The organism is Gilliamella sp. LMG 34362, assembly GCF_984569125.1.
Genome location: NZ_OZ474902.1, coordinates 2,538,131 through 2,564,955, shown reverse-complemented (window position 1 = coordinate 2,564,955; position 26,825 = coordinate 2,538,131). Strand labels below are relative to the sequence as shown.

23 protein-coding genes and 1 tRNA gene are annotated in these 26,825 nt (G+C 34.1%); 17 read left to right on the top strand and 7 right to left on the bottom strand.

Annotation, left to right across the window (positions count from 1 at the left end; translation table 11 throughout):
- The first annotated feature begins 138 nt into the window (after positions 1-138).
- Positions 139-1,677: a murein biosynthesis integral membrane protein MurJ gene (murJ, locus tag AC5LWZ_RS11715; RefSeq protein WP_493463762.1), complete on the top strand. Its 1,539-nt coding sequence runs from the start codon at positions 139-141 to the stop codon at positions 1,675-1,677.
- 1,047 nt (positions 1,678-2,724) lie between these two features.
- Here murJ and dusC read toward each other — a convergent pair.
- From dusC to AC5LWZ_RS11685, 6 genes are all read right to left on the bottom strand, one after another.
- Complete coding sequence (gene dusC / locus AC5LWZ_RS11710) at positions 2,725-3,675, bottom strand: tRNA dihydrouridine(16) synthase DusC (RefSeq protein ID WP_493463761.1); 951 nt, start codon at positions 3,673-3,675, stop codon at positions 2,725-2,727.
- Entirely contained in the window at positions 3,666-4,445 is a 780-nt protein-coding gene (locus AC5LWZ_RS11705) for a molybdopterin-synthase adenylyltransferase MoeB (protein WP_110447067.1), read from the bottom strand. The genes dusC and AC5LWZ_RS11705 overlap by 10 nt, the downstream gene beginning before the upstream one ends.
- 79 nt (positions 4,446-4,524) lie before the next feature.
- Positions 4,525-5,844 (bottom strand): amidohydrolase, encoded by a 1,320-nt coding sequence (locus AC5LWZ_RS11700; RefSeq protein ID WP_110447068.1) that lies wholly within the window; start codon positions 5,842-5,844, stop codon positions 4,525-4,527.
- Between the two features lie 21 nt (positions 5,845-5,865).
- Entirely contained in the window at positions 5,866-6,315 is a 450-nt protein-coding gene (locus tag AC5LWZ_RS11695; RefSeq protein WP_065577773.1) for a hypothetical protein, read from the bottom strand.
- Positions 6,316-6,325: 10 nt separating this feature from the next.
- Positions 6,326-7,102 (bottom strand): DUF3100 domain-containing protein, encoded by a 777-nt coding sequence (locus tag AC5LWZ_RS11690; protein WP_086354316.1) that lies wholly within the window; start codon positions 7,100-7,102, stop codon positions 6,326-6,328.
- A gap of 45 nt (positions 7,103-7,147) precedes the next feature.
- Positions 7,148-7,693 carry a cysteine hydrolase family protein gene (locus AC5LWZ_RS11685; RefSeq protein WP_086359842.1) on the bottom strand — a complete coding sequence of 182 codons (546 nt, stop codon included), beginning with the start codon at positions 7,691-7,693 and terminating at the stop codon, positions 7,148-7,150.
- A gap of 285 nt (positions 7,694-7,978) precedes the next feature.
- Between AC5LWZ_RS11685 and aspS the strand changes: the two genes are divergently transcribed.
- The 5 genes from aspS (at position 7,979) to AC5LWZ_RS11660 (ending at position 13,333) form a co-directional block, all read left to right on the top strand.
- Positions 7,979-9,736 (top strand): aspartate--tRNA ligase, encoded by a 1,758-nt coding sequence (aspS, locus tag AC5LWZ_RS11680; RefSeq protein ID WP_493463760.1) that lies wholly within the window; start codon positions 7,979-7,981, stop codon positions 9,734-9,736.
- Between the two features lie 10 nt (positions 9,737-9,746).
- On the top strand, positions 9,747-10,214 hold the full coding sequence (gene nudB / locus AC5LWZ_RS11675) for a dihydroneopterin triphosphate diphosphatase (RefSeq protein WP_110447071.1): 468 nt from the start codon (positions 9,747-9,749) through the stop codon (positions 10,212-10,214).
- Complete coding sequence (locus tag AC5LWZ_RS11670; protein ID WP_086359542.1) at positions 10,211-10,627, top strand: hypothetical protein; 417 nt, start codon at positions 10,211-10,213, stop codon at positions 10,625-10,627. The genes nudB and AC5LWZ_RS11670 overlap by 4 nt, the downstream gene beginning before the upstream one ends.
- A 56-nt stretch (positions 10,628-10,683) precedes the next feature.
- Entirely contained in the window at positions 10,684-12,147 is a 1,464-nt protein-coding gene (gene ubiD, locus AC5LWZ_RS11665; protein ID WP_493463759.1) for a 4-hydroxy-3-polyprenylbenzoate decarboxylase, read from the top strand.
- A 115-nt stretch (positions 12,148-12,262) separates the two neighbouring features.
- On the top strand, positions 12,263-13,333 hold the full coding sequence (locus AC5LWZ_RS11660) for an SEL1-like repeat protein (protein ID WP_110447073.1): 1,071 nt from the start codon (positions 12,263-12,265) through the stop codon (positions 13,331-13,333).
- A gap of 11 nt (positions 13,334-13,344) precedes the next feature.
- On the opposite strand, the gene ppc is transcribed toward AC5LWZ_RS11660, so the two are convergent.
- Positions 13,345-15,987, bottom strand: coding sequence for a phosphoenolpyruvate carboxylase (gene ppc, locus AC5LWZ_RS11655; RefSeq protein ID WP_493463758.1), 2,643 nt, complete (start codon positions 15,985-15,987; stop codon positions 13,345-13,347).
- A gap of 328 nt (positions 15,988-16,315) precedes the next feature.
- On the opposite strand from ppc, the gene AC5LWZ_RS11650 reads away from it, so the two are divergent.
- From AC5LWZ_RS11650 to AC5LWZ_RS11600, 11 genes are all read left to right on the top strand, one after another.
- Entirely contained in the window at positions 16,316-16,807 is a 492-nt protein-coding gene (locus tag AC5LWZ_RS11650; protein WP_493463757.1) for an NADH-quinone oxidoreductase subunit J family protein, read from the top strand.
- Position 16,808: 1 nt separating this feature from the next.
- The gene (gene nuoK, locus AC5LWZ_RS11645; RefSeq protein ID WP_065577763.1) at positions 16,809-17,111 is read left to right on the top strand and encodes an NADH-quinone oxidoreductase subunit NuoK; all 303 of its coding nucleotides are present in this window, start codon (positions 16,809-16,811) and stop codon (positions 17,109-17,111) included.
- Positions 17,108-18,955: an NADH-quinone oxidoreductase subunit 5 family protein gene (locus AC5LWZ_RS11640; RefSeq protein WP_493463756.1), complete on the top strand. Its 1,848-nt coding sequence runs from the start codon at positions 17,108-17,110 to the stop codon at positions 18,953-18,955. The genes nuoK and AC5LWZ_RS11640 overlap by 4 nt, the downstream gene beginning before the upstream one ends.
- Before the next feature lie 16 nt (positions 18,956-18,971).
- On the top strand, positions 18,972-20,516 hold the full coding sequence (locus tag AC5LWZ_RS11635; RefSeq protein ID WP_493463755.1) for a complex I subunit 4 family protein: 1,545 nt from the start codon (positions 18,972-18,974) through the stop codon (positions 20,514-20,516).
- Positions 20,517-20,522: 6 nt separating this feature from the next.
- Positions 20,523-22,238 (top strand): NADH-quinone oxidoreductase subunit N, encoded by a 1,716-nt coding sequence (locus tag AC5LWZ_RS11630; RefSeq protein WP_493463754.1) that lies wholly within the window; start codon positions 20,523-20,525, stop codon positions 22,236-22,238.
- 181 nt (positions 22,239-22,419) lie between these two features.
- The gene (gene yajC / locus AC5LWZ_RS11625) at positions 22,420-22,752 is read left to right on the top strand and encodes a preprotein translocase subunit YajC (RefSeq protein ID WP_086359534.1); all 333 of its coding nucleotides are present in this window, start codon (positions 22,420-22,422) and stop codon (positions 22,750-22,752) included.
- 58 nt (positions 22,753-22,810) lie between these two features.
- The gene (gene secD / locus AC5LWZ_RS11620; protein WP_198201022.1) at positions 22,811-24,667 is read left to right on the top strand and encodes a protein translocase subunit SecD; all 1,857 of its coding nucleotides are present in this window, start codon (positions 22,811-22,813) and stop codon (positions 24,665-24,667) included.
- Positions 24,668-24,682: 15 nt separating this feature from the next.
- Entirely contained in the window at positions 24,683-25,678 is a 996-nt protein-coding gene (secF, locus tag AC5LWZ_RS11615) for a protein translocase subunit SecF (protein ID WP_065650862.1), read from the top strand.
- A gap of 123 nt (positions 25,679-25,801) precedes the next feature.
- Positions 25,802-25,877 (top strand) — tRNA-Ala (locus tag AC5LWZ_RS11610).
- 183 nt (positions 25,878-26,060) lie between these two features.
- Positions 26,061-26,312 carry an integrase arm-type DNA-binding domain-containing protein gene (locus AC5LWZ_RS11605; protein ID WP_493463753.1) on the top strand — a complete coding sequence of 84 codons (252 nt, stop codon included), beginning with the start codon at positions 26,061-26,063 and terminating at the stop codon, positions 26,310-26,312.
- A gap of 173 nt (positions 26,313-26,485) precedes the next feature.
- A complete protein-coding gene (locus AC5LWZ_RS11600) occupies positions 26,486-26,803 on the top strand; it encodes a phage integrase central domain-containing protein (RefSeq protein ID WP_493464211.1) in 318 nt (105 codons plus the stop codon).
- The last annotated feature ends 22 nt before the right edge of the window (positions 26,804-26,825 follow it).

Below are 26,825 nucleotides of genomic sequence, written 5' to 3'. Positions count from 1 at the left end.
TTTATTTACCGTCAGTATTCTCTGACGGTAGCGCCCAAAAATATTGCTTATTAAAAAATCGTGGTGATTTAGAACAATAGTTTGTAGACTATACCTAATTAATCGTTTTTAGCTATGTACTTTGTACATAAATTATATATGAATCTTTTAAAATCTTTAGCTACAGTCAGCTCAATGACAATGGTTTCACGAGTTTTAGGCTTTGTTCGTGATGCGATTATTGCCCGTTTTTTTGGTGCGGGGATGGCAACTGATGCCTTTTTTGTTGCCTTCAAATTACCAAATTTGCTTCGCCGTATTTTTGCCGAAGGTGCATTTTCACAGGCGTTTGTACCGATTTTAGCTGAATATAAAAATCAACAAGGGATTGAAGCATCACGTACTTTTGTGGCTTATGTTGCTGGGCTATTAACGCTAGTATTAGCTATTGTTACCTTAATTGGTGTTATAACTGCACCTTTTATAATAATGTTAACTGCACCTGGATTTATGCAAGATTCAACTGAAAAGTTTGAGCTTGCTACTGTGATGTTGAGAATAACATTTCCCTATATCTTTTTTATTTCACTCGCATCATTAGTTGGAGCTATACTTAATACTTGGAATCGTTTTTCTGTTCCTGCTTTTGTGCCAACTTTACTTAATTTAAGTATGATAGTTTGTACATTATTTTTAACACCTTATTTTAATCCTCCGGTACTTGCACTTGCTGTTTCGGTAGTTATTGGTGGTGTTTTACAACTGCTTTATCAGCTACCATATTTAAAAAAGATTGGTATGTTAGTTTTACCTCGGATTAGCTTCAAAGATAGTGGTGTTTGGCGAGTGTTAAAACAGATGGGCCCTGCTATTTTAGGTGTTTCGGTTGGTCAAATATCGTTAATCATTAATACAATTTTTGCATCATTCTTAATTTCGGGTTCTGTTTCTTGGATGTATTATGCTGACCGACTTATGGAGTTTCCTGCCGGTGTGCTCGGTGTGGCACTAGGTACTATTTTATTGCCATCTTTAGCGAAAAGTTTTGCTAAAGGTGATCAACAGCAATATTCTGAATTATTAGATTGGGGCCTTCGTCTCTGTTTTTTATTAGCCTTACCGAGTACTGTGGCATTAGGTGTAATTTCTAAGCCACTAATTTCAACACTCTTCGAGTATGGACAATTTACTTTGAATGATACGTTAATGACTCAACGTGCTTTAATTGCATATTCAATTGGTTTACTTGGGCTGATTTTAATTAAAGTATTAGCGCCTGCGTTTTATTCCAGACAAGATATTAAAACACCCGTTAAAATAGCCATTGTCACTTTGATACTAACTCAGTTAATGAATTTGGTATTTATTGGGCCATTACAACATGCAGGACTTTCATTATCAATTGGCCTTGCTGCTTGTTTTAATGCCGGTTTATTATTTTGGCAATTACGTAAAAAGAATCTTTATCAACCTCAACCTGGCTGGTATCGATTTTTAATCAAGGTAATTATTGCTGTTGTATTGATGTCTTTGACTTTATGGTTTGGTGCTCAGTTATTACCTGATTGGTCTACTGGCTCAATGTTAACCAGAATTGGTCGTCTATTGTTGTTGGTTATAGTTGGTATTGGCATCTATTTCGGATCACTGGCTTTAATGGGGTTTAAAATAAAGCATTTTATTAAACGAATTGAATAAATTATTTTTACCTGCTAATTAAAACCAGTTATTCAAAAAGAGTTGAATGACGAGTTATTATCAATAAATAAAAACATTGATAATTAGGAAATTAAATAGAAATGGAAAACGGGTCCTTCTTCCAACTGTCGCTAATAGGCAGTTTAGTCTATTTTTTAATAAGCATATTATTGACTATATTGGTTTTATTTTTACAAACAGATATTTTATTGCCACAAGGTCTATTCTGGCATCTTTTTTTGAATTCATCATTCTTTTTGCGAATTCTTTTAGATGTTTGTTTGGTTGAAATTCTATGGACGTTTGGTATTTTAACGTTATTTCTGTATTCAGCTCATATTAATATAGTTAATAGAATTAATGTCATTTCATTAATCATTTTAATGTCGATTTATTCAGTTATAGCTTATTTTATTTCGATAAATACTAACATTCACTTGCAAACTCTATCGCCGTTCGGGCAAATATTTCTTAGCATAACTTTTGCTATTATCCGATATTTACTTGAAGCTTTGCTGTTATATTATTTAATTGAATTCTCAAAAGGTTATTTTGTTAAAAGTCAAAACAAGTTTCGTTTAACTGAAAAGAATCTCTCACAAATTCATTATATTGTTTTTTCTACTTTTAGCTGTTTTATATTATTGAAAGGTTATATTTTGGAAAGTAACGCTTTTACAGCTTTATTTTCTGGTACATTACATAATTATTTAGCTACTATTTATTTGTTTGCTGTATTGCTAGGTCTTATCATAAGTAAGCGGAATTTTAAGATTTTCTCTGATAAAATTCGATATGGAAAACTTGTTAAAAGCATATCAATATCAAGTATTTTTATTTTATCGGTGATTTTTATTGTCTTTAGCCTTATTGATAATAATCCATCAAAATATTATGTTGATTCATTTAGTGCTATTTTTAATAGTATTCATAAATTGTTTTTGTTGTTATTACTTAGTTCATTAATTTGTATAATTCTTAATATCACTACTCAATATCATTTTAATAAGACACGAATTAGAGACAATAAAATCGATTAGATTACCTCTAATTAGCTAAGTGGTTGTTCAGGAATTCGCAGATATCATTTTGTGATTTTAGTTGCCTGATTTCAGGTAATAATATTGATGCTTGTGGGTAATATTGCCTTAAATAAGCTAACCACTGCTTTATCCTAGCCGAATGATAAAGTGGTTTAACATCTTCGATTGATGTCATTGCATAACGAAGTAGTAATTGCATTACTTGATGCCAATTTAATGGTGAATGATTAAAACGAATTGTATTGGCTAAATTAGGAATATTAAGTATTCCTCGACCTAGCATAATGTCATTTGTATGACTTTGTGTTATGCAATTTTTAGCATCTTCAGCAGAAAATATTTCACCATTAGCAATAACAGGAATGGTTAATTTTTGCTTAATTTTACCAATGGTTAGCCAATCAATTTTCTCGGCTTTATATCCATCAATTTTTGTTCGTCCATGAATAACAATTTCATTAGCACCAGCTTGTTCAATTGCTTCAGCTATTTCGTAACAGTGAGATTTATCATCCCAACCTAATCGAATTTTAACTGATAAAGTTGGGATAGAGCCAATTGCTGTCCTAACCTGCGTTACAATCTTCAAGATTTGCTCGGGATATTGTAATAAATAAGCACCGCCATGGCTGCCAACAACAGTTTTAGCTGGACAACCAAAATTGATATCTATGCCATAAGAACCTAGTTCAAGCGCTCTAATGGCATTTTCTGCCATCCATTCAGGAGATTGTCCTAATAGTTGAACTCGGACTGGAGTTCCTGATAAGGTTTTTCCTTCATTATAAAGTTCTGGACATAGCCGATAAAAAGTTCGGTTTGATAATTTATGCTGGGTTACTCTTACAAATTCAGTTACACAATAATCAAATTGATTGATTTCGGTTAATATTTGCCGCACATGATAATCAAGAACCCCTTCCATTGGTGCTAAAATGATGCGATTTATTTGCATTTTAAATCCTGTTTAGCATGTTGGTTTCCACACACAATACAATTAGTTTGTTTAGTAAATATGACTTGGTTAAATTCCATTGTCATACTATCAATCATTAGAACTCGACCAATTAAAGGTTTTCCATAATTTGTAAGTACTTTGATTGCCTCTAGAGCTTGCATTGAACCGAACATACCAACTAATGGAGCCATTACGCCCGCTTCAATACACGTCAGCTGGTTTTGCCCAAATAATTGACTTAAGCATTGATAGCATGGTTGATTCTCTTGATAATTGAATACAGTGAGTAAACCTTCCATGCGGATTGCTGCACCAGAAATTAATGGTTTCTTTTCGATAAAACAACAGCGATTAATTTGTTCACGGCTAGTTAAATTATCTGTGCAATCAATAACGATATCATGTTGTTTGATTAGGGAAATTAGCTCATTATCACTCAGTTTCTGATTAATTGTTTCAATAATCATATCGGCATTAATATTACATAATGCTTGTTTTGCGACTTCAACCTTATACTGATTTATTGATTGTTGAGTATATAAAATTTGCCTATTTAAATTCGACGCTGATATTGTGTCAAAATCAATCAATGTTAGTTTACCGATGCCTGATGCTGCTAAATAGACGGCAGCAGCACAACCTAACCCGCCTAATCCTATAATTAATGCTGTACTATTTTTTAAAATTTGCTGCTTGTCGATATCGAATCCATGCAAAGTGATTTGTCGGTCGTAGCGTAGCAATTCTTGATCAGAAAGCGTTAACATATGAAGTGATAGTTATTGTTGATAATGATTTGTATAGTATAACAAAAACTTGGCACATGATTGTGCCAAGTTTTTAACTTTATTTATCAAAACCAGATAGGAATGTTAAATATTCTTCTTTTGTCATAAGTGGCTTGTAGTTTGCCATTAGTGTTTGAGCTGATTCAGCATCATCATAAAGTAAATCAATAATGGTACAGGCCATCATTTGTGCAGGGCGGATATAAGCCATATCTTCATCAAATACGGTGTAATCTTTACCATGTAATACGCCTCTAACCGAACCAATCCAAGGGTGACTTACTGGCATAATATGCGATAGATCACCTGTGTCGGTACTTCCTGTCATATGAGGTGCAATTGAAACATTTTCTTCACCAATTAAATTTTCAGCATTTTGTTTTAGAAAATCATTGAGTGTTGGATTATTATTTAACGGCAGATAACCTGGAAGATCTTTAATTTCACAAGTAGCACCAACAGCCATTGCTCCTGCCTTTAGTGCTTGATTAATTCTTTCATTAGCATCAATCATGGCTGGTACATTACCTGCTCGCACATAACTTTCCATTCTTACATCGCTTGGTACAACATTTACTAAATCACCACCTTGGGTAATAATTGGATGAAAACGAATATAATCTTTTTCTTGAAATGTTTCACGGATAGCATGTACACCCATCATTCCCATCATAGCTGCATTTAATGCATTTACACCAGCATGAGGAGCTGCGGCAGCATGGGATGCTTCACCTTTATATTTTATTAGTTTACCAATAAAGCCATTGCTTGTAGTTGAGATCTCAATAAAACCATCTTGGCGTTCAGCAGGTACACTGGTTAAATGTATTTGTAATGCCATATCAACATCATCAAAATCACCACGTGAAATTAATTCTGGTTTACCACCAATATATTTAATCTTACCTTCTTCTATTAATCGATTTCGATAAGTAATTTCAACATATTCTTCTGCAGGAACGGCAAATGGTACTACATCACCAGCTAAAAATTCCATTGCACCTGAGTCAATTAATCCCATGGTAACCGCCATCATGTTGGCTATTTGGGCATTATGTCCACAGCAGTGAGCTGCACCTGATGTTTCATCAGCAGCTGGGTGGTCGGCACAGATGATAGCATCTAGCTCACCAATAACCGCTATACTATATTTGCTACCTTTACCGCCTTTAAGACGACCTTTTACCCCGGTTAAGGCTAATTTATTTTTAAAAGGAACACCCAATTTTTCAAAAGCATCTTCTACTTTTTTAGCGGTTTTATGTTCTTTGTAACCAAGCTCTGGTTCTGACCAAATTGCTTCGGCAATTGACTTGATATCTGCTTTTCGATTTGCAATTGCATCGCAAACTTTTTTCTTTAGTTCTTCTTTTGTCATAAATAAAATCCTTATCTAAATTTAGATAACGCCTTCCCAGTGTAGTGTGACTTGAGCAATTATAGCGGCAAAAATAAATGTACCAGAAAAAACAGCTAAAGATACGGGAATAATGCGCCAAGATATATTTTTAAATAGTGCAAGATCTTTACCGATAGCCAATCCTGCATAAGCAAGTATAGGAGTACAAACAGCAAGTAATGACACTTGATCAGTAATTGCAACAATTTCTTGATGGTATGGGAATATTGGTGCTGACATGATAGCTGCAACCACAGATACCCATAAAATTACCGGTAATTTATTAAATCCAGGTAACTTACTGATTAACAGTCCTACAATAGAGATAATAACTAGCATCGCTACTGCTTCAAGCGATGAAATCAAATCAATTTTATATCCCACGGTGTTACCAGCTGCCATAATAATGGCGACTAAAATAAATACAAAAATCGTCTCAAAAATCTTCATTATGACATCCTTATTTCTTGCGTCGGAAACGGTCTAAAGTGTTATACATAAAAGAAGCGAAAGGCAAAGAAAATAGTGTGTAAATATACATGCCCACCATTCCCGACATTAAATTCGCTGTGGTAGCATAAGCATTAATGTTTTCTGATAAGTCAGGGTATAAATCACTTATTGGTGCAAGTGAGGCTGCCATCATACTTCCACTACCTACGCCAGCTCCCATTGCTAACGCATATGGGTGTAAAATGTTCAATTGTGCTATTAAGCTGGCAAGAATACTCATCCAAATCGCACCATAAAGCGTACCGCAGACATACATAGCCATGACACCTCGACCTTCGGGTGAATCTAAACCATATTTATCTGCAACTATGGCGATATTAGGTTCGCGAGCTACCGAATAAGTAGCCCCAACGGCTTCTCGTTTCATACCTAATATCATTGCTAATGGTAGGCCCAGTAAAATGGTTCCGGCAAAATGACCTAATTCTTGAAAAATTAGGGCTAGCTTGGCATCTTCTAAAATCATATCAATTTTCGGGCCTACAGCTACGCCAAGTTTTGCCACAAGTAGAATTAATGTAACCATCATCACAAGACTTGCATTTTGCATATTTTTGTTGGTTAATATTTTTAGTTTTGGGAAGCTAATGATGCCACCAAAAATCATTGCATATAGCATTGGATAAACTGCAATAATCCATATAGTTTGTCTGCCGATAAGCTCACAAATAATTACTACTAAAAAGGCAATTAAATGCAATTTATAGTCTCGTAAAACTTCCATTCTTGCTCCTTCTTCATTTTTTTATCTATTTTTACACTGCACTTCTTATACTACGGTTGCTCCTAAGGTATTTTGAAAATGCTTTAAAGCCCATTGATGGCCAATGGGATCAAAGCTTGCAACAGCATTTTGATGAATAACTAATTTATAACCTAAGTTATAGGCATCTACAGCCGTATGTAAAATACAAATATCAGTACAAACGCCAATCAGATGGATTTCAGTGATATGTCTTTCGCGTAAACGGAGGTCAAGATCCGTACCACAAAATGCTGAGTAGTGACGTTTATTGATCCAGTAGATATTGTCTGAATATTGATGTTGTTGGTAAAGTTGCTGTAATTTACCAAATAATTGTTGGCCAACAGTCCCAACAAGATTGTGAGGGGGAAATAGCGAATTTTCCGGATGGTATTTATCTAAGGGATTATGAGCATCAATAGCAAAAACGATAAACTCATTATTTTTAATAAATGATTGAGTTATATTTATCATTTCTGATTCAATTTGTTGACCCACAGCGCCAGTTGTTAATGCTCCATCATCAGCAATGAAATCATTGGTATAATCAATTGAAATTAAAGCTTTCATATCCAATAAACAATATTTAAATAATCCTAAAGCTTATTAATAAATATCAGATATGACAAGTTATTAAATTAATCATTTTTCAAATTTATTTATAAAAGATGTATTTTGATTAATTATCTTATTGAATTTAAATAAATTTACAAATGATTATATAAATTAAAATTATTATCATAAACTGAGTATAAATAAATTAAATAAGGATTATTTTTATAGATGGTCTTTATCCCCCGATAAATTGCTCTATAATAATTATCATTTTTGACAATTGTACACAGGATATATTTAATGAGAACAATTTATTGCGGACAATTAAACGCAAGTTATATTAATCAAGAAGTCACACTATGTGGATGGGTCAATAAACGCCGAGATTTAGGTGGAATGATTTTTATTGATATGCGTGATCGTGAAGGAATTGTGCAAGTTTTTTTTGATCCTGATTACCCACAAGCACACGAATTAGCTGGCGAATTACGTAATGAATTTTGTATTCAAATTAAAGGGAAAGTAAGAGCAAGACCTGACGGTCAAGTTAATAAAGATATGGCAACGGGTGAAGTTGAAATTTTGGCCACAGAGCTGATTATTTTTAATCGTAGTGATATCTTACCTCTTGATTTTAATCAAAATAACAGTGAAGAGCAGCGTTTAAAATATCGTTATATTGATTTGCGTCGCCCGGAAATGTCTACCATTTTCAAAACTCGAGCCCAAATTACCGCATTTGTTCGCTCTTTCATGAATGAACATGGCTTTTTAGATATCGAAACACCAATGTTAACCAAAGCAACACCTGAAGGGGCTCGAGATTATCTTGTACCTAGTCGTGTTCATAATGGTGAGTTTTATGCACTACCACAATCGCCACAGCTATTTAAACAGCTGCTAATGATGTCAGGCTTTGATCGCTATTATCAAATAGTTAAATGTTTTCGTGATGAAGATCTTCGCGCTGATCGTCAGCCAGAATTTACCCAAATTGATGTTGAAACCTCTTTTATGAGTGCTGAGCAAGTACGTGAAATAATGGAGAAAATGATTCGTGAACTTTGGTTACATGTGAAAAATGTCGATTTAGGTAGTTTTCCAATATTAACTTTTGCTGAAGCAATGCGACGATTTGGTAGTGATAAACCAGATTTACGTAATCCACTGGAAATTATTGATGTAGCTGATTTAGTAAAAGATATCGATTTTAAAGTATTTTCAACGCCAGCGAATGATCCAAAAGGCCGCGTTGCACTGCTTTGCGTACCAAATGGTGCACAATTAACGCGCAAACAATTAGATGATTATACGCAATTTATTTCGGTATATGGCGCTAAAGGTATGGCTTGGATCAAAGTTAATGAACGTAACAAAGGTTTAGCTGGTGTACAAAGCCCAGTAGCTAAATTCTTTAATGAATCTCAAATGGAAGCTTTATTGAATCGTGCTGATGCTAAAGATGGTGATATTTTACTATTTGGTGCAGATAGTTATAAAGTTGTTAGTGATGCATTAGGGGCTTTACGTTTGAAAGTCGGTAAAGATTTAAGTATAACTGATGAGAATAAATGGGCAGTACTTTGGGTTGTTGATTTCCCTATGTTTGAAGAAACAGACGAAGGCTTAAGTGCTATGCATCATCCATTCACGTCACCGAAGGATTTCACTCCAGAGCAATTAATCAGTAACCCTGAAAATGCGGTAGCTAATGCATACGATATGGTTATTAATGGTTATGAAGTCGGTGGTGGTTCTGTGCGTATTCATCGAAGTGAAATGCAACAAGCCGTATTCTCAATTTTAGGTATTAATGAAGATGATCAACGTGAAAAATTTGGCTTCTTACTTGATGCGCTAAAATATGGTACGCCACCGCATGCAGGTTTAGCCTTTGGTTTAGATAGATTAACTATGCTATTAACTGGAACAGATAATATCCGTGATGTTATTGCTTTTCCAAAAACAACTGCAGCAACATGTTTGTTAACTGATGCACCTAGTCCAGCTAATCCAGCAGCGTTAAAGGAACTTGGTATCGAAGTGAGCCAAAAGTAACGGTATTTATATGCAAAAGTATAAGAACCCTGAGTCAGTTTTAGTTGTTATTTATTGTAAAAGCACTCAGCGTGTTCTTATGTTGCAACGTAAAGATGATCCTAATTTTTGGCAATCAGTTACAGGTAGTTTGGAAGAAAATGAATTGCCAAGGGAGGCGGCAATTCGTGAAGTTTTTGAAGAGACCGGTATAGATATTAATGGAAAAAATCTTAAATTAATTGATGCAAAACATGTGGTTGAATTTGAAATTTTCCCTCAGTTCAGATATCGGTATGCACCAGAAATAAAGATAAATAAAGAGCATTGGTTTTATTTACCTCTTTGTGATGAGATAACGCCAGTGCTTACAGAACATTTATCTTATCAATGGTTAACTATAAATAGTGCAGCCAATCTTACTGTATCACCAAATAATTGTGAGGCTATTGGTAAAATTGGTTCAATTGAGAAAATTAATTTAAGAGACCAAAAATGAAATTTAACCAATATATCTTTTTGTTGTTTAGTTTATTCTTTCTAATGTCAAACAGTTATGCTGAGATAAATATAAAAAAATGTAAAGCAAATCAAGGTGACTACATTATTTTTGATGAGTATGATTCTCAAATTGCCGAAAAAATTATCGATTATAAATTACATAATCAACCTGAGAAACGAGAAAATAGCATTATTAAAATTTTTGCCAATGAAAATAGTGATGATCGTAATTACTGGTTAGCTTCGATTCAAACAGATAATAAAGCTGAGGATTATCTATTTTATCAAGTAGATCAAAATAAATTTACTGAAGTTGATCAGCAACAGTTTCAAATTTTATTACCTAAAATTGTTGAGTGTAATCAGATCAAAGAAGTTCCTATATATAGTGAAAACTTCGATGCAGATTAGTTAATATTTATCAGCTTGTATTTGATTAATGTAATTTAGAGTTGAAAGGAGTAATAATGGCATTATCTAATTTTCGAAATTTTTTAGATTACCTTGAGCAGCAAGGCGAACTGAAACGAATTAGTTATCCAGTTAATCCTTATCTTGAAATGACAGAAATCGCTGATCGTGTATTACGTTCACAAGGCCCGGCATTATTATTCGAAAATCCAATTGGTTATAAAATTCCAGTATTGTGTAATCTTTTCGGTACGGCTAAACGAGTCGCTATGGCGATGGGACGTGAAGATACCACGCAATTGCGAGAAATTGGCGAATTACTCGCTTTTTTACGAGAGCCTGAACCACCGAAAGGTATTCGACAGTTTTTTAATGTTTTGCCTAAATATAAACAAGTTCTCAATATGCCGGTAAAGCATCGGTCTTCAGCACCTTGTCAGGAATTAATTTTTAAAGATGATGAGGTCGATTTAACTCAATTACCTATTATGCATTGCTGGCCAGGAGATGTTGCTCCACTTGTAACTTGGGGGTTAACAGTAACCAAAGGGCCTCATAAAGAGCGTCAAAATATTGGCGTTTATCGCTTACAATTATTAGGTAAAAATAAATTAATCATGCGTTGGTTATCGCATCGAGGTGGCGCGCTTGATTTTGCTGAATGGCAAAAATCTCATCCAAATGAAAATTTTCCAGTTAGTATCGCAATAGGCGCAGATCCGGCAACTATATTAAGTGCCGTTACGCCGGTACCAGATACATTATCAGAATACGCTTTTGCAGGATTGTTACGAAATAGTCGAACTGAAGTTGTGAAGTCATTATCAAATGAATTAGAAGTGCCAGCGACAGCTGAAATTATTCTCGAAGGTTATATCAATCCCAAAGAACTAGCTGCTGAAGGCCCTTACGGTGATCATACTGGTTATTATAATGAAGTTGAAAAATTTGCCGTGTTTACGGTGACTCATTTAACTCGACGCAAAGATGCAATTTATCATTCCACTTATACCGGTAGGCCTCCAGATGAACCAGCTGTAATGGGATTAGCATTAAATGAAGTGTTTATTCCAATATTGCAAAAGCAATTTCCTGAAATTGTTGATTTTTATCTTCCACCAGAGGGATGTTCTTACCGTATTGCTATTGTCACAATTAAAAAACAATACCCAGGACATGCCAAAAGAGTCATGATGGGCGTTTGGTCTTATTTAAGACAATTTATGTATACAAAATTTATTATTATTTGTGATGATGATATTAACGCAAGGGATTGGAAAGATGTTATGTGGGCGATCTCAACAAGAATGGATCCACACCGAGATACTACTTTTGTTGATAATACTCCAATTGATTATCTAGACTTCGCTTCACCAGTGTCTGGTTTGGGATCTAAAATGGGATTGGATGCTACAAATAAGTGGCAGGGCGAAACAAATCGAGAATGGGGTAGCATTATTACGAAAGATGAAAAGGTGGTAGCCCATGTTGATGAAATTTGGCACGAACTTGGTTTGTAATATATTTAACTAATTAATGGGGAAAGTAATGGATAACGTTTATTGCAAAACAAAACTATTCCCTTTTAGGGCAATTATGTATAATTATTGCCAATATTATGGCATTTAGACAATTATGAAAAAACTTCAAATTATATTGGCTTTGATGTTATTTATCTCTTGTGGAGTAATGGCAATTGAAGCTAAAACACAGCCTGATACGGAATTAAAAGTGAGCGATCCTAGTTCACTAATACCTTCTTTATTACTTGCTGCTGAAAAGGGTGATATGCAATCACAATATACTCTCGGTACCATTTATAAACAAGGATTAGGTGTTGAAGTTAATGATTTAAGAGCCTTTTTTTGGTTTAATAAAGCTGCTGAACAGGGATCAGCTAGGGCACAAAACAATTTAGCCTATATGTATCAAAATGGATTAGGAACCAAAGTAAATTTATCTGAAGCATTTAAATTTTTTAAATTGGCTGCAGATCAGAATTACGCTTTAGCTAAATATAATTTAGCGTTAATGTATAAAAATGGAGAGGGAGTTGCTAAAGATATTTCTGCTGCGATTAATTATTTTACTCAAGCCGGTGATCAAGGTATTTATGATGCCTATTTAAATTTGGGTATTATGTACTTTTTTGGTGATGATGTAGAAAAAGATCGAATGATTGCTGCTGATTGGTTTAGTCAAGCTGCAAAAGATAATAATGCTGAAGCACAATATTATTTAGGATTAATGTCTCAAAATGGTGATGGTTTAACTCAGGATTATGTTGCAGCACTTTATTTTTATACGCAAGCCGCAGAACGAGGCCATGTATTGGCAATGTATAATTTAGGTATTATGTATGCAACAGGCTCGGGGACAAGACCAGATAATACTCAAGCAGCTTATTGGTTTACTAAAGCAGCCGAGGGTGGTAATGCTGATGCCCAATATAATATTGCTGTTATGTATGATGTTGGTGGTGGGGTCCCTAAAGACGAGAAAAAAGCTATAGATTGGTATAATAAAGCCGCCAATCAAGGAAGTGTTGATGCTCAATATAATTTAGCTATTAAATACCTTGAAGGTCAGGATGTTAAACAAAATATCAAGTTAGCTATCTATTGGTTCACCAAAGCTAGCGAGCAAGGTGATGAAGATGCTAAAGCATATTTGGAACAACTTTCTCAAAATAAAAAGGGCGAATAAGCCCTTTTTTATTATCCTGAATTTCGCATTCCAGCTGCAATACCTGAAATAGTTATCATTAATCCTTGTTCAACGATACTATTTTCATCATTATTTTTACGAGAACGACTCAATAATTCGGCTTGCAATAAGTTAAGAGGTTCAATATAAGTATTACGCAATGCGACTGATTCGGCAATCCATGGCAAGTCTGCCATTAAGCTAATATCATCTGTGATCGTTAGTACAGTATTGATATCTTCAGTTAATAAATTTCTTAATTCATCACCTAATGGCCATAATGTAGAAGAAACTAGACGTTGTTCATAATATTCATGAATATTTGGTGCTGCTTTGGCATAAACCATTTCTAGCATTCCTAAACGAGCATTAAAAAATGGCCAATTATGATACATATCTTGCAATTGCTCTTTTTTGCCTTCACTGATAACAACTCTAAGTGCACTACCTGCACCAAGCCATGATGGCACCATTAAACGGTTTTGTGTCCAAGCAAAAATCCATGGTATTGCTCGTAGGCTCTCAATCCCCCCACCTGTTCGACGTTTTTGTGGACGAGAACCTAATGGTAATCTACCTAGTTCAGCTTCTGGTGTAACGGCTCTAAAATAATCGACAAATTCAGCTTTTTCTCGAACATAGCTTCGATAGCATTGGCAAGAATAATCTGACATTTCATCCATAATATCTCGCCAGACTTGCTTAGGCTCTGGAGGTGGAAGTAAATTTGCTTGTAAAATCGCTGAGGCATAAAGCATTAAACTACTAAGTGCAACCTCAGGTAAACCAAGCTTAAATCTAATCATCTCACCTTGTTCGGTAACACGTAAACCACCTTTAAGTGATCCTGGTGGTTGTGAAAGTAAAGCCGCATGAGCTGGTGCACCACCACGTCCAATTGAACCACCACGACCATGGAATAATACTAAGTTGATATTATATTTTTCAAATAAATTGACTAGTTCTTCTTGTGACCGATATTGTGCCCATGACGCAGCAAGCGATCCTGCATCTTTCGCTGAATCTGAATAGCCAATCATTACCATCTGTTTGCCATTGATCTTTTCACGATACCAAGGAATATCTAAAAGTTTTTGCATAACAGATTTAGCATTATTTAAATCTTCTAAGGTTTCAAATAAAGGCGCAACAGGAATATTTTTTTGGCAATCAACACTTTTTAGAAGTAAATAAACAGCCAAAATATCAGAAGGTGCTTTGGCCATTGAAATTACATAAGAAGCAATTGATTCCTCACCAGCTTTTTTGATAACTCGGCAGGTATCTAATACTTCTTGAACCATTTCATCAGGTTGCCAATTATAAGGAAGTAATGGTCGATTAGATTGTAATTCAGCTAATAAAAATTCCTGTTTTTCTTCTTCTGTCCATGAGGCGTAACTACCTAAATTAAGTTCTTTAGTTAAGGCGTCTAATGCTTCTGTGTGTACAGAACTATCTTGGCGAATATCTAATCGAACTAATTGCAACCCAAAGCTTTTAATACGTCTTAATGTATCTAATAATGGCCCATGGGCAATAGTTGACATGCCATTCTCTATTAAAGATTCATAACAGATATAAAGTGGTGTCCATAATTGTTCATTTTTAGTCAACAGATCGGCTGGTGCTAAAACTTGCTCATTGTTTAATAGAGAAACGATATAACTATGAGTTTTAACTAAACGAGACCGTAGTTGTTTCATTACTGCTCGGTAAGGCTCTGATGCTGTTTTATTTTGTTCGTTTAATAAATCAATAACCGATTGACTACATTCTGTCATGGATAATTCACGAACTAAAATCTGAATATCAGCTAAAAATAATTCGATTGCTTTTAATCTGGCTTGTAACATGACCTTTTCAGTCACCTTTGCTGTCACATTTGGGTTGCCATCTCGATCTCCGCCCATCCATGAGGTAAATTTAACGGGTACATGTTCAACGGATAGTTCTTCATTAAAGGAATCAACTAGCTGGTCATTGAACTCACGTAAAAATAAAGGAACACCTTCCCATAAACTATCTTCAATAACCGAAAATCCCCACTTAGCTTCATCAAGAGGAGTAGGACGTTTTTTACGAATTTCATCGGTATACCATGCTTGGCAAACGAGCTGTTTTAAACGACGCATAATCCGTTCTTTTTCATAATCGGCTAAATCATTATGGTCAAGTTGTGATAAGCAACTATTAATTGCGGTATAAGTATTAATCATTGTGCGGCGGTTGATTTCCGTTGGATGAGCAGTAAGTACTAACTCAATAGATAAATTATCAATCGCTTGTGAAATAGTCTGAGGGGAAAAATTTAAGTTTTTAAGTGATTTGAATAATTCAGTCATTTTTTTAGGACTGCTTGATGCTTCGCCATGAGGCGAAATACCATAATACTCTGCAGCAGTGTTAACTAAATTTAAAAATTGGTTAAATGCACGTGCAACATGAAGTAGATCTTGATCATTAAGATTCTCTATTAACTTAAGTAATTCGTTATGCGCTTGTTTATTTCCTTGTTGCGCCGATTTGGATAACTGACGGATTTTTTCGACTAAATCGAAAGTTTCATTACCTGTTGCGCGTTTAATTGCATCGCCCAATAAGGTGCCTAACATGTTGACGTTGCTTCGCATTGATGAGTATTGATTATTCATTCTATTCTCTACTTGTTTATATTTTGCCTAAGTACCTTTAAGCTGCACGATTAAAATGACAATTTAAAGAAAACGGTATAAATATAGGTTAATCGCTCAGGATATATACTTTATAACAATGTTGTATTGAATTTAAATAATAAAATTTTATGGATTTTATTATTTCTATTGTTTTTATTATATTTGCTAAATGAATATTCTTACTATCATGAAAAGTTAAAATTCTATTTAGAAAGACTTTTTTGTATTAACACTAGGTTAGTAAACTGTATATTGTTGTCAATTAAGTATATACTAATGACATTATGAATAGGTATTGGATGAATTAATGATCGTTGTTTTTTATATCGCATCGATAATTGCTGTTGTTGCAAGTATAAAAGTGATTTTTTGTCGGCGAGTAGAAAAAGCAATTTTATATCTGGCTATATCCCTTTTTGCATCAGCATTAATATTTATTCTACTTGAAACATATATTTCGGCTGTTTTATATATTCTCTTGTTTATTAGCGGAGGTGTCATCCTGTTTAGGGCTGTTTCTTTAATGCTGGAAATTCGTCGTGACAATGTTGAAAATGGTAAACATGGTATTAGCCCCAAAATTTGGCTAGGGCCATTAGTTTTAGCATTTATTTTATTAGTTGTTCTTATTTATGGCGTAGTAAGTACTGACTATACGCAGTTCACTGAATCGCATGAATTGATGCACCAAATGTCAATCTATGCTTATGTATTAATGGCTGAGTTAGCTGCGTTTTTACTGTTAGGCGCTGCAGTTATATCTTATCATTTTATGCATCGAATGCTGTCGGAGAAATAATGTGATACCACTTATGTATGGTTTGATTTTTGCCTCAATCTTATTTGTAATAGGACTTTTAGGGGTAATGATTAGACGTAATCTCTATTTCTTATTGTTAAGTCTTGTCATCATGAATAATGGGGCCATCGCTGCACTTTTTGTCGCAAGTAGTTATTGGCAGCAATCCGATGGAGAGGTGCTTGCTATATTAGCGGTAACCGCTGTATTAGCTCAAATATCGGTCGGGCTTGCTTTATTGGTAAAATTAATTTATCGACGTAAAAACTTTAATATTGACTCATTGAGTGAAATGAAAGGATGAATTTACTTTATTTAACTATCATTGTTCCATTGCTATCTTTCTTGATATTAGTCTGTTTTGGGCGACAAATACAATCCATTAATGTTATGTTAATCGGGATTTGTACGATGTTTCTTGTTGGATTAATAACAATATTTTCTTGTATTGATTTTACTACCAATACAGTTCCAGATATGACATTGGTTTATACAAGAAATTTATGGACTTGGTTTTCAGTTGGTGATTTTGATGTTCCTATATCTTTAACGCTAGATGGCTTATCACTGACATTCTTGGTATTAATATCATTCTTTGGTTTGTTGATCTATTTTTTTGCTGCCTGTTATTTAAAATCGAGGAAAGATATTTACACTTTTTATGCATATAGCAATTTACTGATAGCAAGTGTGTTAACGGTTGTTCTTGTTGATAATTTGTTTGTGATGTTACTTGGTTGGGAAGGGGTAAGTATAAGTACTTACTTACTTATTGGTATCTACTACAAACAAACTCGCAATAGTTATGCAGCAGTTAAAGCATTTGTTATGATGCATTTAACTGATATTTTTCTAATCATAGGTATATTTTTACTTTATCAGACTTTAGAAACATTAAAAATCAGTGATATTTTAATAAAAGCACATAATGACTTAGCAGTTGATTCAGACATTATTTTTTGGATTACGTTGATGTTATTCCTTGGCGCTATGAGTAAATCAGCGCTTTTCCCAATGCATTCATGGTTCAAAGAAACAACACTAGCACCGATGCCTGCTGTCGCGTTATTGCAATCATCTACTGTTATATTCGCTGGTGTTTATCTAGTCCTAAGGCTAAGTAATCTGTTTATGATGTCAAGTGATACGCTTTATATAATGCTTTTATTCGCTTCTTTAACTGTTATTTTTGCTAGTAGTATTGCTTTGGTTCAAAATGATATAAAACAGATTATAACTTATATCAATTTAGCGCAAATAAGTTATCTATTTTATGCATTTTCGACGCAGAGCTGGAATTTATCATTAAGTTGTTTGATTAATTATACTGTAACTAGCACTTTACTCATTCTTGCTTCTGCAATTTTAATCAAACAGTGCCAAGGTGAACGGGACATCAATAAACTTGGTGGCTTGTTAAAGTCTAATAGAGTCTTATATGCAATTTTCTTAGTCATCATGTTATCACTTAGTGCCTTACCGTGGGTCTCCGCATCTTTTTATATTAAAGGCGATATTATCTGGGGTTTAATGGCTCAAGATAGCTTAATGGCCGGTACTATTGGCTTATTAGGAATTTTATTGTCGAGTTTATGCATTTGGCGTTTGATATTTTTAGTTTTTCATCATTCAATTAAAATTGAAAAAATAATAAGAATCAGAAAAATAAATTATTATCCGATTTTTATTTTATTGATATTTACTACGGCACTGTTTATCTACTTACCATTACCGATACAAGGGATAATCCCACTAGCCAATTTAGATACACAAGGTCAAATCCCATTTAGAATATTATTGTGTGCAGTAACCCTATTAAGTTTTGTCATTGCATATATTCTTTATGCTCATCCGAATGCTGAAGTTCATGAAATTCTTAATACTCCGATGATCAAATCGTTAGGAAAATTATGTAAAAGTGATTGGCGATTCGACTATTTGTTAAATAATTTTTTTGTAAAACCGTATATTTATTTAGCAAACTTATTGAAAAAGGATCCACTAGCCTTATGGGATGATTGGATTATGTGGGGTATAAAGAAAATAAATGCCTATATTGTCAGTTTAGAAAATGGACAAATAAGATGGTATATGGTTTCAATGGTAATAGGTAGCATTATTATATTAATGTTATTGATTTTTATTTGATAAAGGTGTGAACTTAATGTTGTTATGGCTTGTTTTCTTACCTGTAATTGGTGGATTTATTGGTTGGTTTTGTCATGTATTTTTACAAAGAATCGTGACTTCAACCGATATACAGTTGCGTTGGCAACGTTTACCAATGATGATTGCTCTTACAACCATATTAATCACATTTATTTTGGTAATTGTTTTATGGGCAGATGCAAATAGTGCTTTAGAACAAAGTCCAAACTGGATTGAAGAAGTTAATATTGATTGGATACCTTTACTTGGCATTCATTTTCATCTGGTATTAGATGGTTTATCTTTGATTATTATTAGTTCAACACTCTTTATTGTATTGTTAGTTATTGTTTATTCTAGTAAAGAAAATCTTAATAATGTCGGATTGTTTTATTTATGTGTATTATTTATGACATCAGCGATTATGATGTTATTCGTAATTACTGATCTGTTTTTAATGTTTTTCTTCTGGGAAGCGGTAGCTATTCCAATTTATTTTTTAATTTCATTGTGGGGCAGACGCGATTTAAATTCTCAATTACGTTTTAATGGGGCTAGTAAATTTTTAATTTACACTCAGATAAGTAGCCTACTAATGCTAATATCGATTGTGTCGTTGGCTTTGATCAACTGGAATCTAACGGCAAAATGGACTTTTGATTATCAAATTTTAACTAAGACGCCGATTTCAAGTAATACCGAATTTTTATTAATGCTAGGGTTTTTAGCCGCTTTTATTATACGTATTCCTTTAATTCCTTTTCATAATTGGTTTATTGATGCACATATCGAATCTTCAACAAGTGGTTCGATGATGATCAGTGGTTTATTAGTTAATACGGCGGCATTTGGTTTATTACGTTTTGTAATACCTCTTTTCCCTAATGCTTCGTTAGCGATTATGCCGTTTATTTTAGTATTAGCTATATGCACGCTATTTTACACCGCGTTACTTGCTTTTAATCAAACCGATATTAAGAAACTGATTGCTTATATCCATATTGCTTTAATGGGGTTTGTGACGGCGATTATCTTTAGCGGCTCAGTTATTGCTTTCCAAGGTGTTGTTATTCAAATGATAGCGATTAATTTAGCTATTGTTGGCATGTTTATAATAAGTGGTTTATTAGCAGAATGCTATTTAACTCGAAATATTAACCAATTTATTGGCTTAAAAGAGCAAGTAAAGTATTTGTCTTCTTTTACTCTGTTTTTTATGTTAGCTGTGTTAGGTATTCCCGGAACAGCTAACTTCATAGGTAATTATATGATGTTATTAGGTAGTTATAATTCATATCCTTATTACACTATTTTATTAACAATTGGATTATTGTTATTGTCGATATCGTTAATTATTCGCATGCAACCTATTTTTTATGGTGAAGTTGATAAAATTACGGTTACAAAACACTTGCTGAGTAAAAAAGATATTTTTCTATTGTCTAGTGTTCTTATTGTATTAATTTTTATTGGATTATATCCAAAAATGGTTTTAGATATGTCTTATTCTATTGTTAACCAAACACTGCAATATATAATTACCGAACGAGTGGGAGAGTAATAACTTATGATAGCTTTATTGCCAATATTTATATTGAGCTTTGCCATAATAATTTTGCTCATCGCACTATTTATTTTTAAAATAGATACTAAAAAATGTGCTACTTTAACCATATCGGGATTAATTTTTGCACTAATCGGCTCAGCATTTTTGGGGTATAAAATTTCGTTTAATACCGAAGCAATATCAGATATTAGTAGTGATAATATGCAAATATCGGTTTCTTCGCCACCAGAGAATACCGAAACAACATCTGCAACAGAACAAACAGTCGCTATTGATACCGTACCTACGGAGCAAGAAACTACCGCCTCAACAAGTGAAGAAGTTACCGAATCTGTTGCGGAAAATAATGATATGGTTGGACCATTCCCTCAGGTTGATGATACTCAGCAGTATGATACCAATAACGAATGGCAAGCACGTCATGTTACTGCATTATTTACTTGTGATGGTTATGGATTACTTTATACCTGCTTAATTTTAATTATTTCAATTGTGGTTTCATCATTAGCTTATCGATGGTTTGTACAAGAAAAAATCAACCATGGATTATTCTATCTAATTTTACTGTTTATGGCGTTAGGCGGAATAACTTTAGTTTATGCTAGCCACTTAATGTCATTCTTTCTTGGCATTGAGTTGCTTTCAATTCCATTTATAGGTTTAATCGGCTATCAATATATCCAAACTCATGCGCTTGAAGCTGCGATTAAATATATGATTTTGTCCGCCATTGCTAGTTCATTTTTGTTAATGGGAATTGCTTTCTATTATGCAACTACTGGTGAGCTCACATTTAGTGGTTTAAGTTATCAATTATCAACTATGACTTATCCAAGTACTTTATTATTAATTGGTATTTGTTTAATGTTAGTTGGTATTGGTTTTAAACTTTCGCTGGTACCTTTTCAACTTTGGTTACCCGACGTTTATCAAGGGGCTCCGACTGTTGTTTCATTACTACTATCAACTGTAGGTAAAGTTGCTGTGTTTTGTGCTATTGCCAGACTATTTTTATTAGCGCCAATAGTGAATAATGAAACAATCCGTATTATTTTGGTTATTATGGCCTTTTGTTCAATTCTATGGGGAAATTTATCGGCATTAATGCAAAGTAGCTTAAAAAGGTTACTGGCTTATTCATCAATTGCTCATTTTGGTTATCTTTTGCTGGCATTAATTGCCGTGCAGTATCAAGTGCTCGCTTTAGAAACAATAGGTGTTTATTTAATTGGCTACATTTTTGCCAACATCTGTGTTTTAAGTGTGATCAGCTTAGAATCCCATTCCAATGAGTTACAGGATCATGAAAAGGAAATTGATCTTTCAGGATTATTTTGGCGTCGACCTATTTTAGCCTTAGCAATGGGAGTCGGTTTATTATCTCTAGCAGGAGCACCACTTACTGCGGGTTTTGTGGGACGTTTTCTTTTAGTTCTATTAGGGGTTACGGCTGAATTATGGTGGTTAATTGCTGCAGTAGTGATTGGTAGTACCATAGGATTATATTTCTACTCAAGACTTATTCTCAATCTTTATATCAGGCCTATCAATCGTGATGATTTCTCAAGTAATAATTCTATTATTAAATTGAAGTGGCGAGATATAAAAGTGAGTGAATTGTTTATTGTTATCGCAGCATTTTTAACCATGGTATGTGGTGTTTATCCTAAATGGTTATTTAACCTGGTAAGTATGGCACAATATTTAACGACTTAATTTTTTGCTGGTTCATTGTTGGTGGGTACTGTATTTATTTAGTTAATTGAATAAAATAGTTAATAATAACGATATTTGTTGTTGACTTAAAAGATATTGGCAAGAAATAGTTAATAATCGATTTATTTATTGTGTTATAATTCTGCACTTTAATATTTTTATATACATTAAGAGGACCAATATGGACTTTTTTATTTCTAATGCATACGCAGCTGATGGTGCTAGTGCTGAAGCAAATCCTTATTTTTTACCTATCATGTTAGTCGTGTTTGGACTATTTTTCTATTTTATGATTATGCGTCCACAACAAAAACGTGCTAAAGCACATCGCGAGTTAATGGCTTCTATTTCAAAAGGTGATGAAGTATTAACTAATGGTGGACTTATTGGTCGAGTATCAAAAGTTAATGAAAATGGTTATATTGTGTTAGAGTTAAATGATACAACTGAAGTTGTTATCAAACGTGACTTTATCACATCAGTATTACCAAAAGGAACAATGAAATCATTATAATAGATTTTCCTATTATAATTCATTGTATTAATTATCTAATCCCACAAGAGAATATGTCGTGCTAAATCGCTATCCTTTGTGGAAGTACATTATGTTGGTCGTCGTGATTTGCGTCGGCCTACTTTATGCTCTTCCAAATATTTATGGTGAAGATCCCGCTATACAAATTTCAGGTTCAAATAGTGCCGAAATTAATGTTGCTACGCAAGATAAAGTCAAACAACTTTTGGTGAAAAATCAAATTGAACCTAAATCACTGGTTTATGAAAATAAATCTATTTTAATTCGTTTAAGTGATAATGATACTCAGCTGAAAGCTAAGGAATTGATATCACAAGAATTAGGTGATGATTATACTGTTGCACTAAATCTAGCGCCTGCAACACCATCATGGTTAACGATGATTGGTGCCGAACCCATGAAATTAGGGCTCGATTTGCGTGGCGGTGTGCATTTCTTAATGGAAGTCGATATGACTACTGCGTTAAGTAAATTGACAGAACAATCGATTGAAAATTTAAAAGCAGAGTTCAATAAAAATAATCTAAATTACAAAGCATTAAATAAAAGTAGTAATCAACAAATCTTAATGCAATTCGATAATACAGAAGATCGAAACAAAGCCATTACTAAAATTAATGGATTGCTAGATTATGAATTAACTTCGCAAAGTGAAAATAGCATCGTTATTAGTGTTAGCCAACAGCGCCTACAACAAGCTAAAAGTGATGCTGTACAACAAAATACCACCATTTTGCGTAATCGTGTTAATCAATTAGGTGTTGCTGAACCAATTGTTCAACGTCAAGGATCTGATCGTATTGTTGTTGAGTTACCTGGTATTCAAGATACTGCATTAGCTAAACGAATTTTAGGTGCAACTGCAACCCTCGAGTTTAGACAAGTAAATGAAGATGGTTCAACTAATTTAGAAGCTATTTTAAAAGGTGAAATGCGTGTTCCATATGGTTCTGAAATAAAATATATGGAAAATGGTCGTCCGGTCTTACTTTATAAACGTGTGGTATTAACGGGTGATCATATTACCGATTCTTCATTTAGAGTAAATGAATATAGCCAACCTGAAGTTTCTATTAACTTAGATAGTGCTGGTGGCAAAACCATGCTTGATTTCACGCAGAAACATCTGAAAAAAGCAATGGCAACATTATTTGTTGAATATAAAGATACTGGAAAACGTGATGAAAATGATAAACCTATTCTTGAAAAACAAGAGAGAGTTATCAATGTAGCAACGATCCAAGGTATTTTTAGTGACCGATTCCAAGTAACTGGGATTAGTAGTGTTGATGAAGCTAGAAATTTATCACTACTATTAAGAGCAGGGGCCTTGATTGCGCCGATCCAAATAATCGAAGAACGTACCGTTGGGCCATCAATGGGGCAAGAAAATATCACTCAAGGTTTAGAATCTTGTGTATGGGGATTATTAATTTCGGTAATCTTTATGTTAGTGGTATATCGTCTATTTGGTGTATTTGCTAGTCTTGCATTAGTTGCAAACTTAATTTTAATTGTTGGTGCAATGTCTTTATTACCTGGAGCAACATTAAGTATGCCAGGGATTGCAGGTATCGTACTAACTGTAGGTATGGCGGTCGATGCGAATGTCTTAATTAATGAGCGTATAAAAGAAGAGCTCAGTAATGGTCGAGGTGTCCAACATGCAATTAACGAAGGTTATGCTGGTGCTTGGAGTAGTATTTTTGACGCCAATATTACTACATTGATAACTGCGATTATTCTTTATGCAGTAGGTACAGGTTCTATCAAAGGCTTTGCCATTACATTAGGTATCGGTATTGTAACATCGATGTTTACCTCGATCGTAGGGACTCGAGCTCTGGCCAATCTTATTTATGGTGGTCGTCGCGTCAATAAGTTATCAATTTAGAGGTTTATTGTGACTATTAATAAAAAAGAAAATCATGATGTTAGAGAATTAAATCATGGACGAAGAGTACTCGACTTTTTAAAATTTGGCTTTATTGCTTTTGTTATCTCAATGTTATTGGTTGTTGCTTCATTTGTGGTAGTTCTTGTTAAAGGCTTTAATCTTGGACAGGATTTTACCGGTGGTACCACAGTTGAACTGACAGTAACTAAAGCTGTAAATCTTGATGATTTACGTAATAGTTTACGTGATGCAGGTTATCATGAGCCAGTTGTTCAGTATTATGGTAGCAGTAAAGATATTATTATCCGATTAGCCACCGCCAATCAAAATGAGGGTAGTGCATCATCTGCAATTGATAATGCATTAGGTACTAAAATCTCTAATTTAGTACATAAAGATATTGATAGTAATGCTGAAATTAAGCGAGTTGAATTCGTTGGTCCTACGGTTGGTTCTGAATTAGCTCAAGATGGTATTTTGGCGATCTGCGCCGCATTAATTTGTATCTTAATTTATATTGCATTTCGATTTGAATGGCGATTTGGTACAGGTGCTGTAGTAGCATTAGCGCATGACGTAGTTATTACTGCTGGCTATTTATCTCTCTTTGATCGTGAGTTAGATTTAACCATTATTGCAGCAATGTTATCTATCATTGGTTATTCACTTAATGATACTATCGTTGTATTCGACCGAATTCGTGAGAATTTTAGAAAAATACGACGTGCGTCGCCATATGATGTTATCAACATTTCATTAACTCAAACATTACATCGAACCTTAATGACATCTGGTACAACATTAGCCGTTGTTATTATCTTATATATCTTCGGTGGTTCAATGTTAAAAGGTTTTTCTGAAACATTAGGGGTTGGTATTGTGTTAGGTACAATTTCATCAATTTATGTAGCAGCATATATGTCACTTAAATTAGGTGTGAAACGTGAACACTTTATGCCTCCAAAAGTTGAAGCAGAAGGCGCGGATCAAAACGCAATTTTACGTTAATCATTTAAGCTCTGTCAGTCTATGACAGAGCTTTATTAGCTTGTTTTTTGAGCAAATAATATTAAATTATTTGACACCATTTAACTAGTTGCATATTATTAGCCACAGTTTTTTATCCCTTTAGGGGCCATAGCTCAGCTGGGAGAGCGCAACGCTGGCAGCGTTGAGGTCAGGGGTTCGATCCCCCTTGGCTCCACCAATTCAATAATCAGTAACATTCTTTTAAACCCTACAAAGTACACCAAATCCAGTAATAACAAGCCTTAATGTCTATTTCATTGCCCATTAAGTATCAGTAAAGTACATTTACAACCATAATTTTTAGGTATACGCTTAGGTATACAGATGCAATATACCTATATATCGTATACCTTAAATAATTATGGGAAGGAAAACACATCCATTAACAGACACCCAAATAAAAACCGCCAAACAAAGAGATAAAGATTACTCTTTATTTGATGGCGGTGGTATGTATCTCTTAGTTAAATCGAATAATTCTAAAATCTGGCGTTTTAAGTATACTCGTCCGTATACCAAAAAGGGCGCATTAATTAGCTTCGGTAGTTATCCTGAGGTTTCACTACAGCAAACACGAAAACAACGAGATGAAGCGCGAGAATTAATAAAGTAAGGTGTAGATCCTCAAGAGCACAAAGCAGAACAAGAACAACGCAAGCATGACGAAATTACTAGCACCTTTAAAAAGGTAGCCGCTGATTGGTTTAAAGTTAAAAGTGGTAAAGGAGTAACTGAAAGCACCTTAAAAGAACGTGGGAATCGTTAGAGTTACATTTATTTCCTTATATTGGTGATAAATCAATCTTTAAATTAAAAGCAAAAGAATTTATTAAGGCCATGGAGCCACTAAGAGCTAATGGTAAATTAGAAACAATTAAAAGACTTTGCCAACGTATCAATGAGATTATGTTTTATGCGGTGAATATAGGCTTGATTGATGCTAACCCAGCAGCCAAGATAAAAGATGCTTTTGAAAGCCCTATAAAAGGGCAGATGCCAACAATAAACGCGCAAGAGCTTCCCCAATTTATGCAATCCCTTGCTATGGCCCGAATCGAATTACAAACGCGTTGCTTGATTGAATGGCAATTATTAACGCGGTAAAAGTGTTTTTGCTGAAATTGCG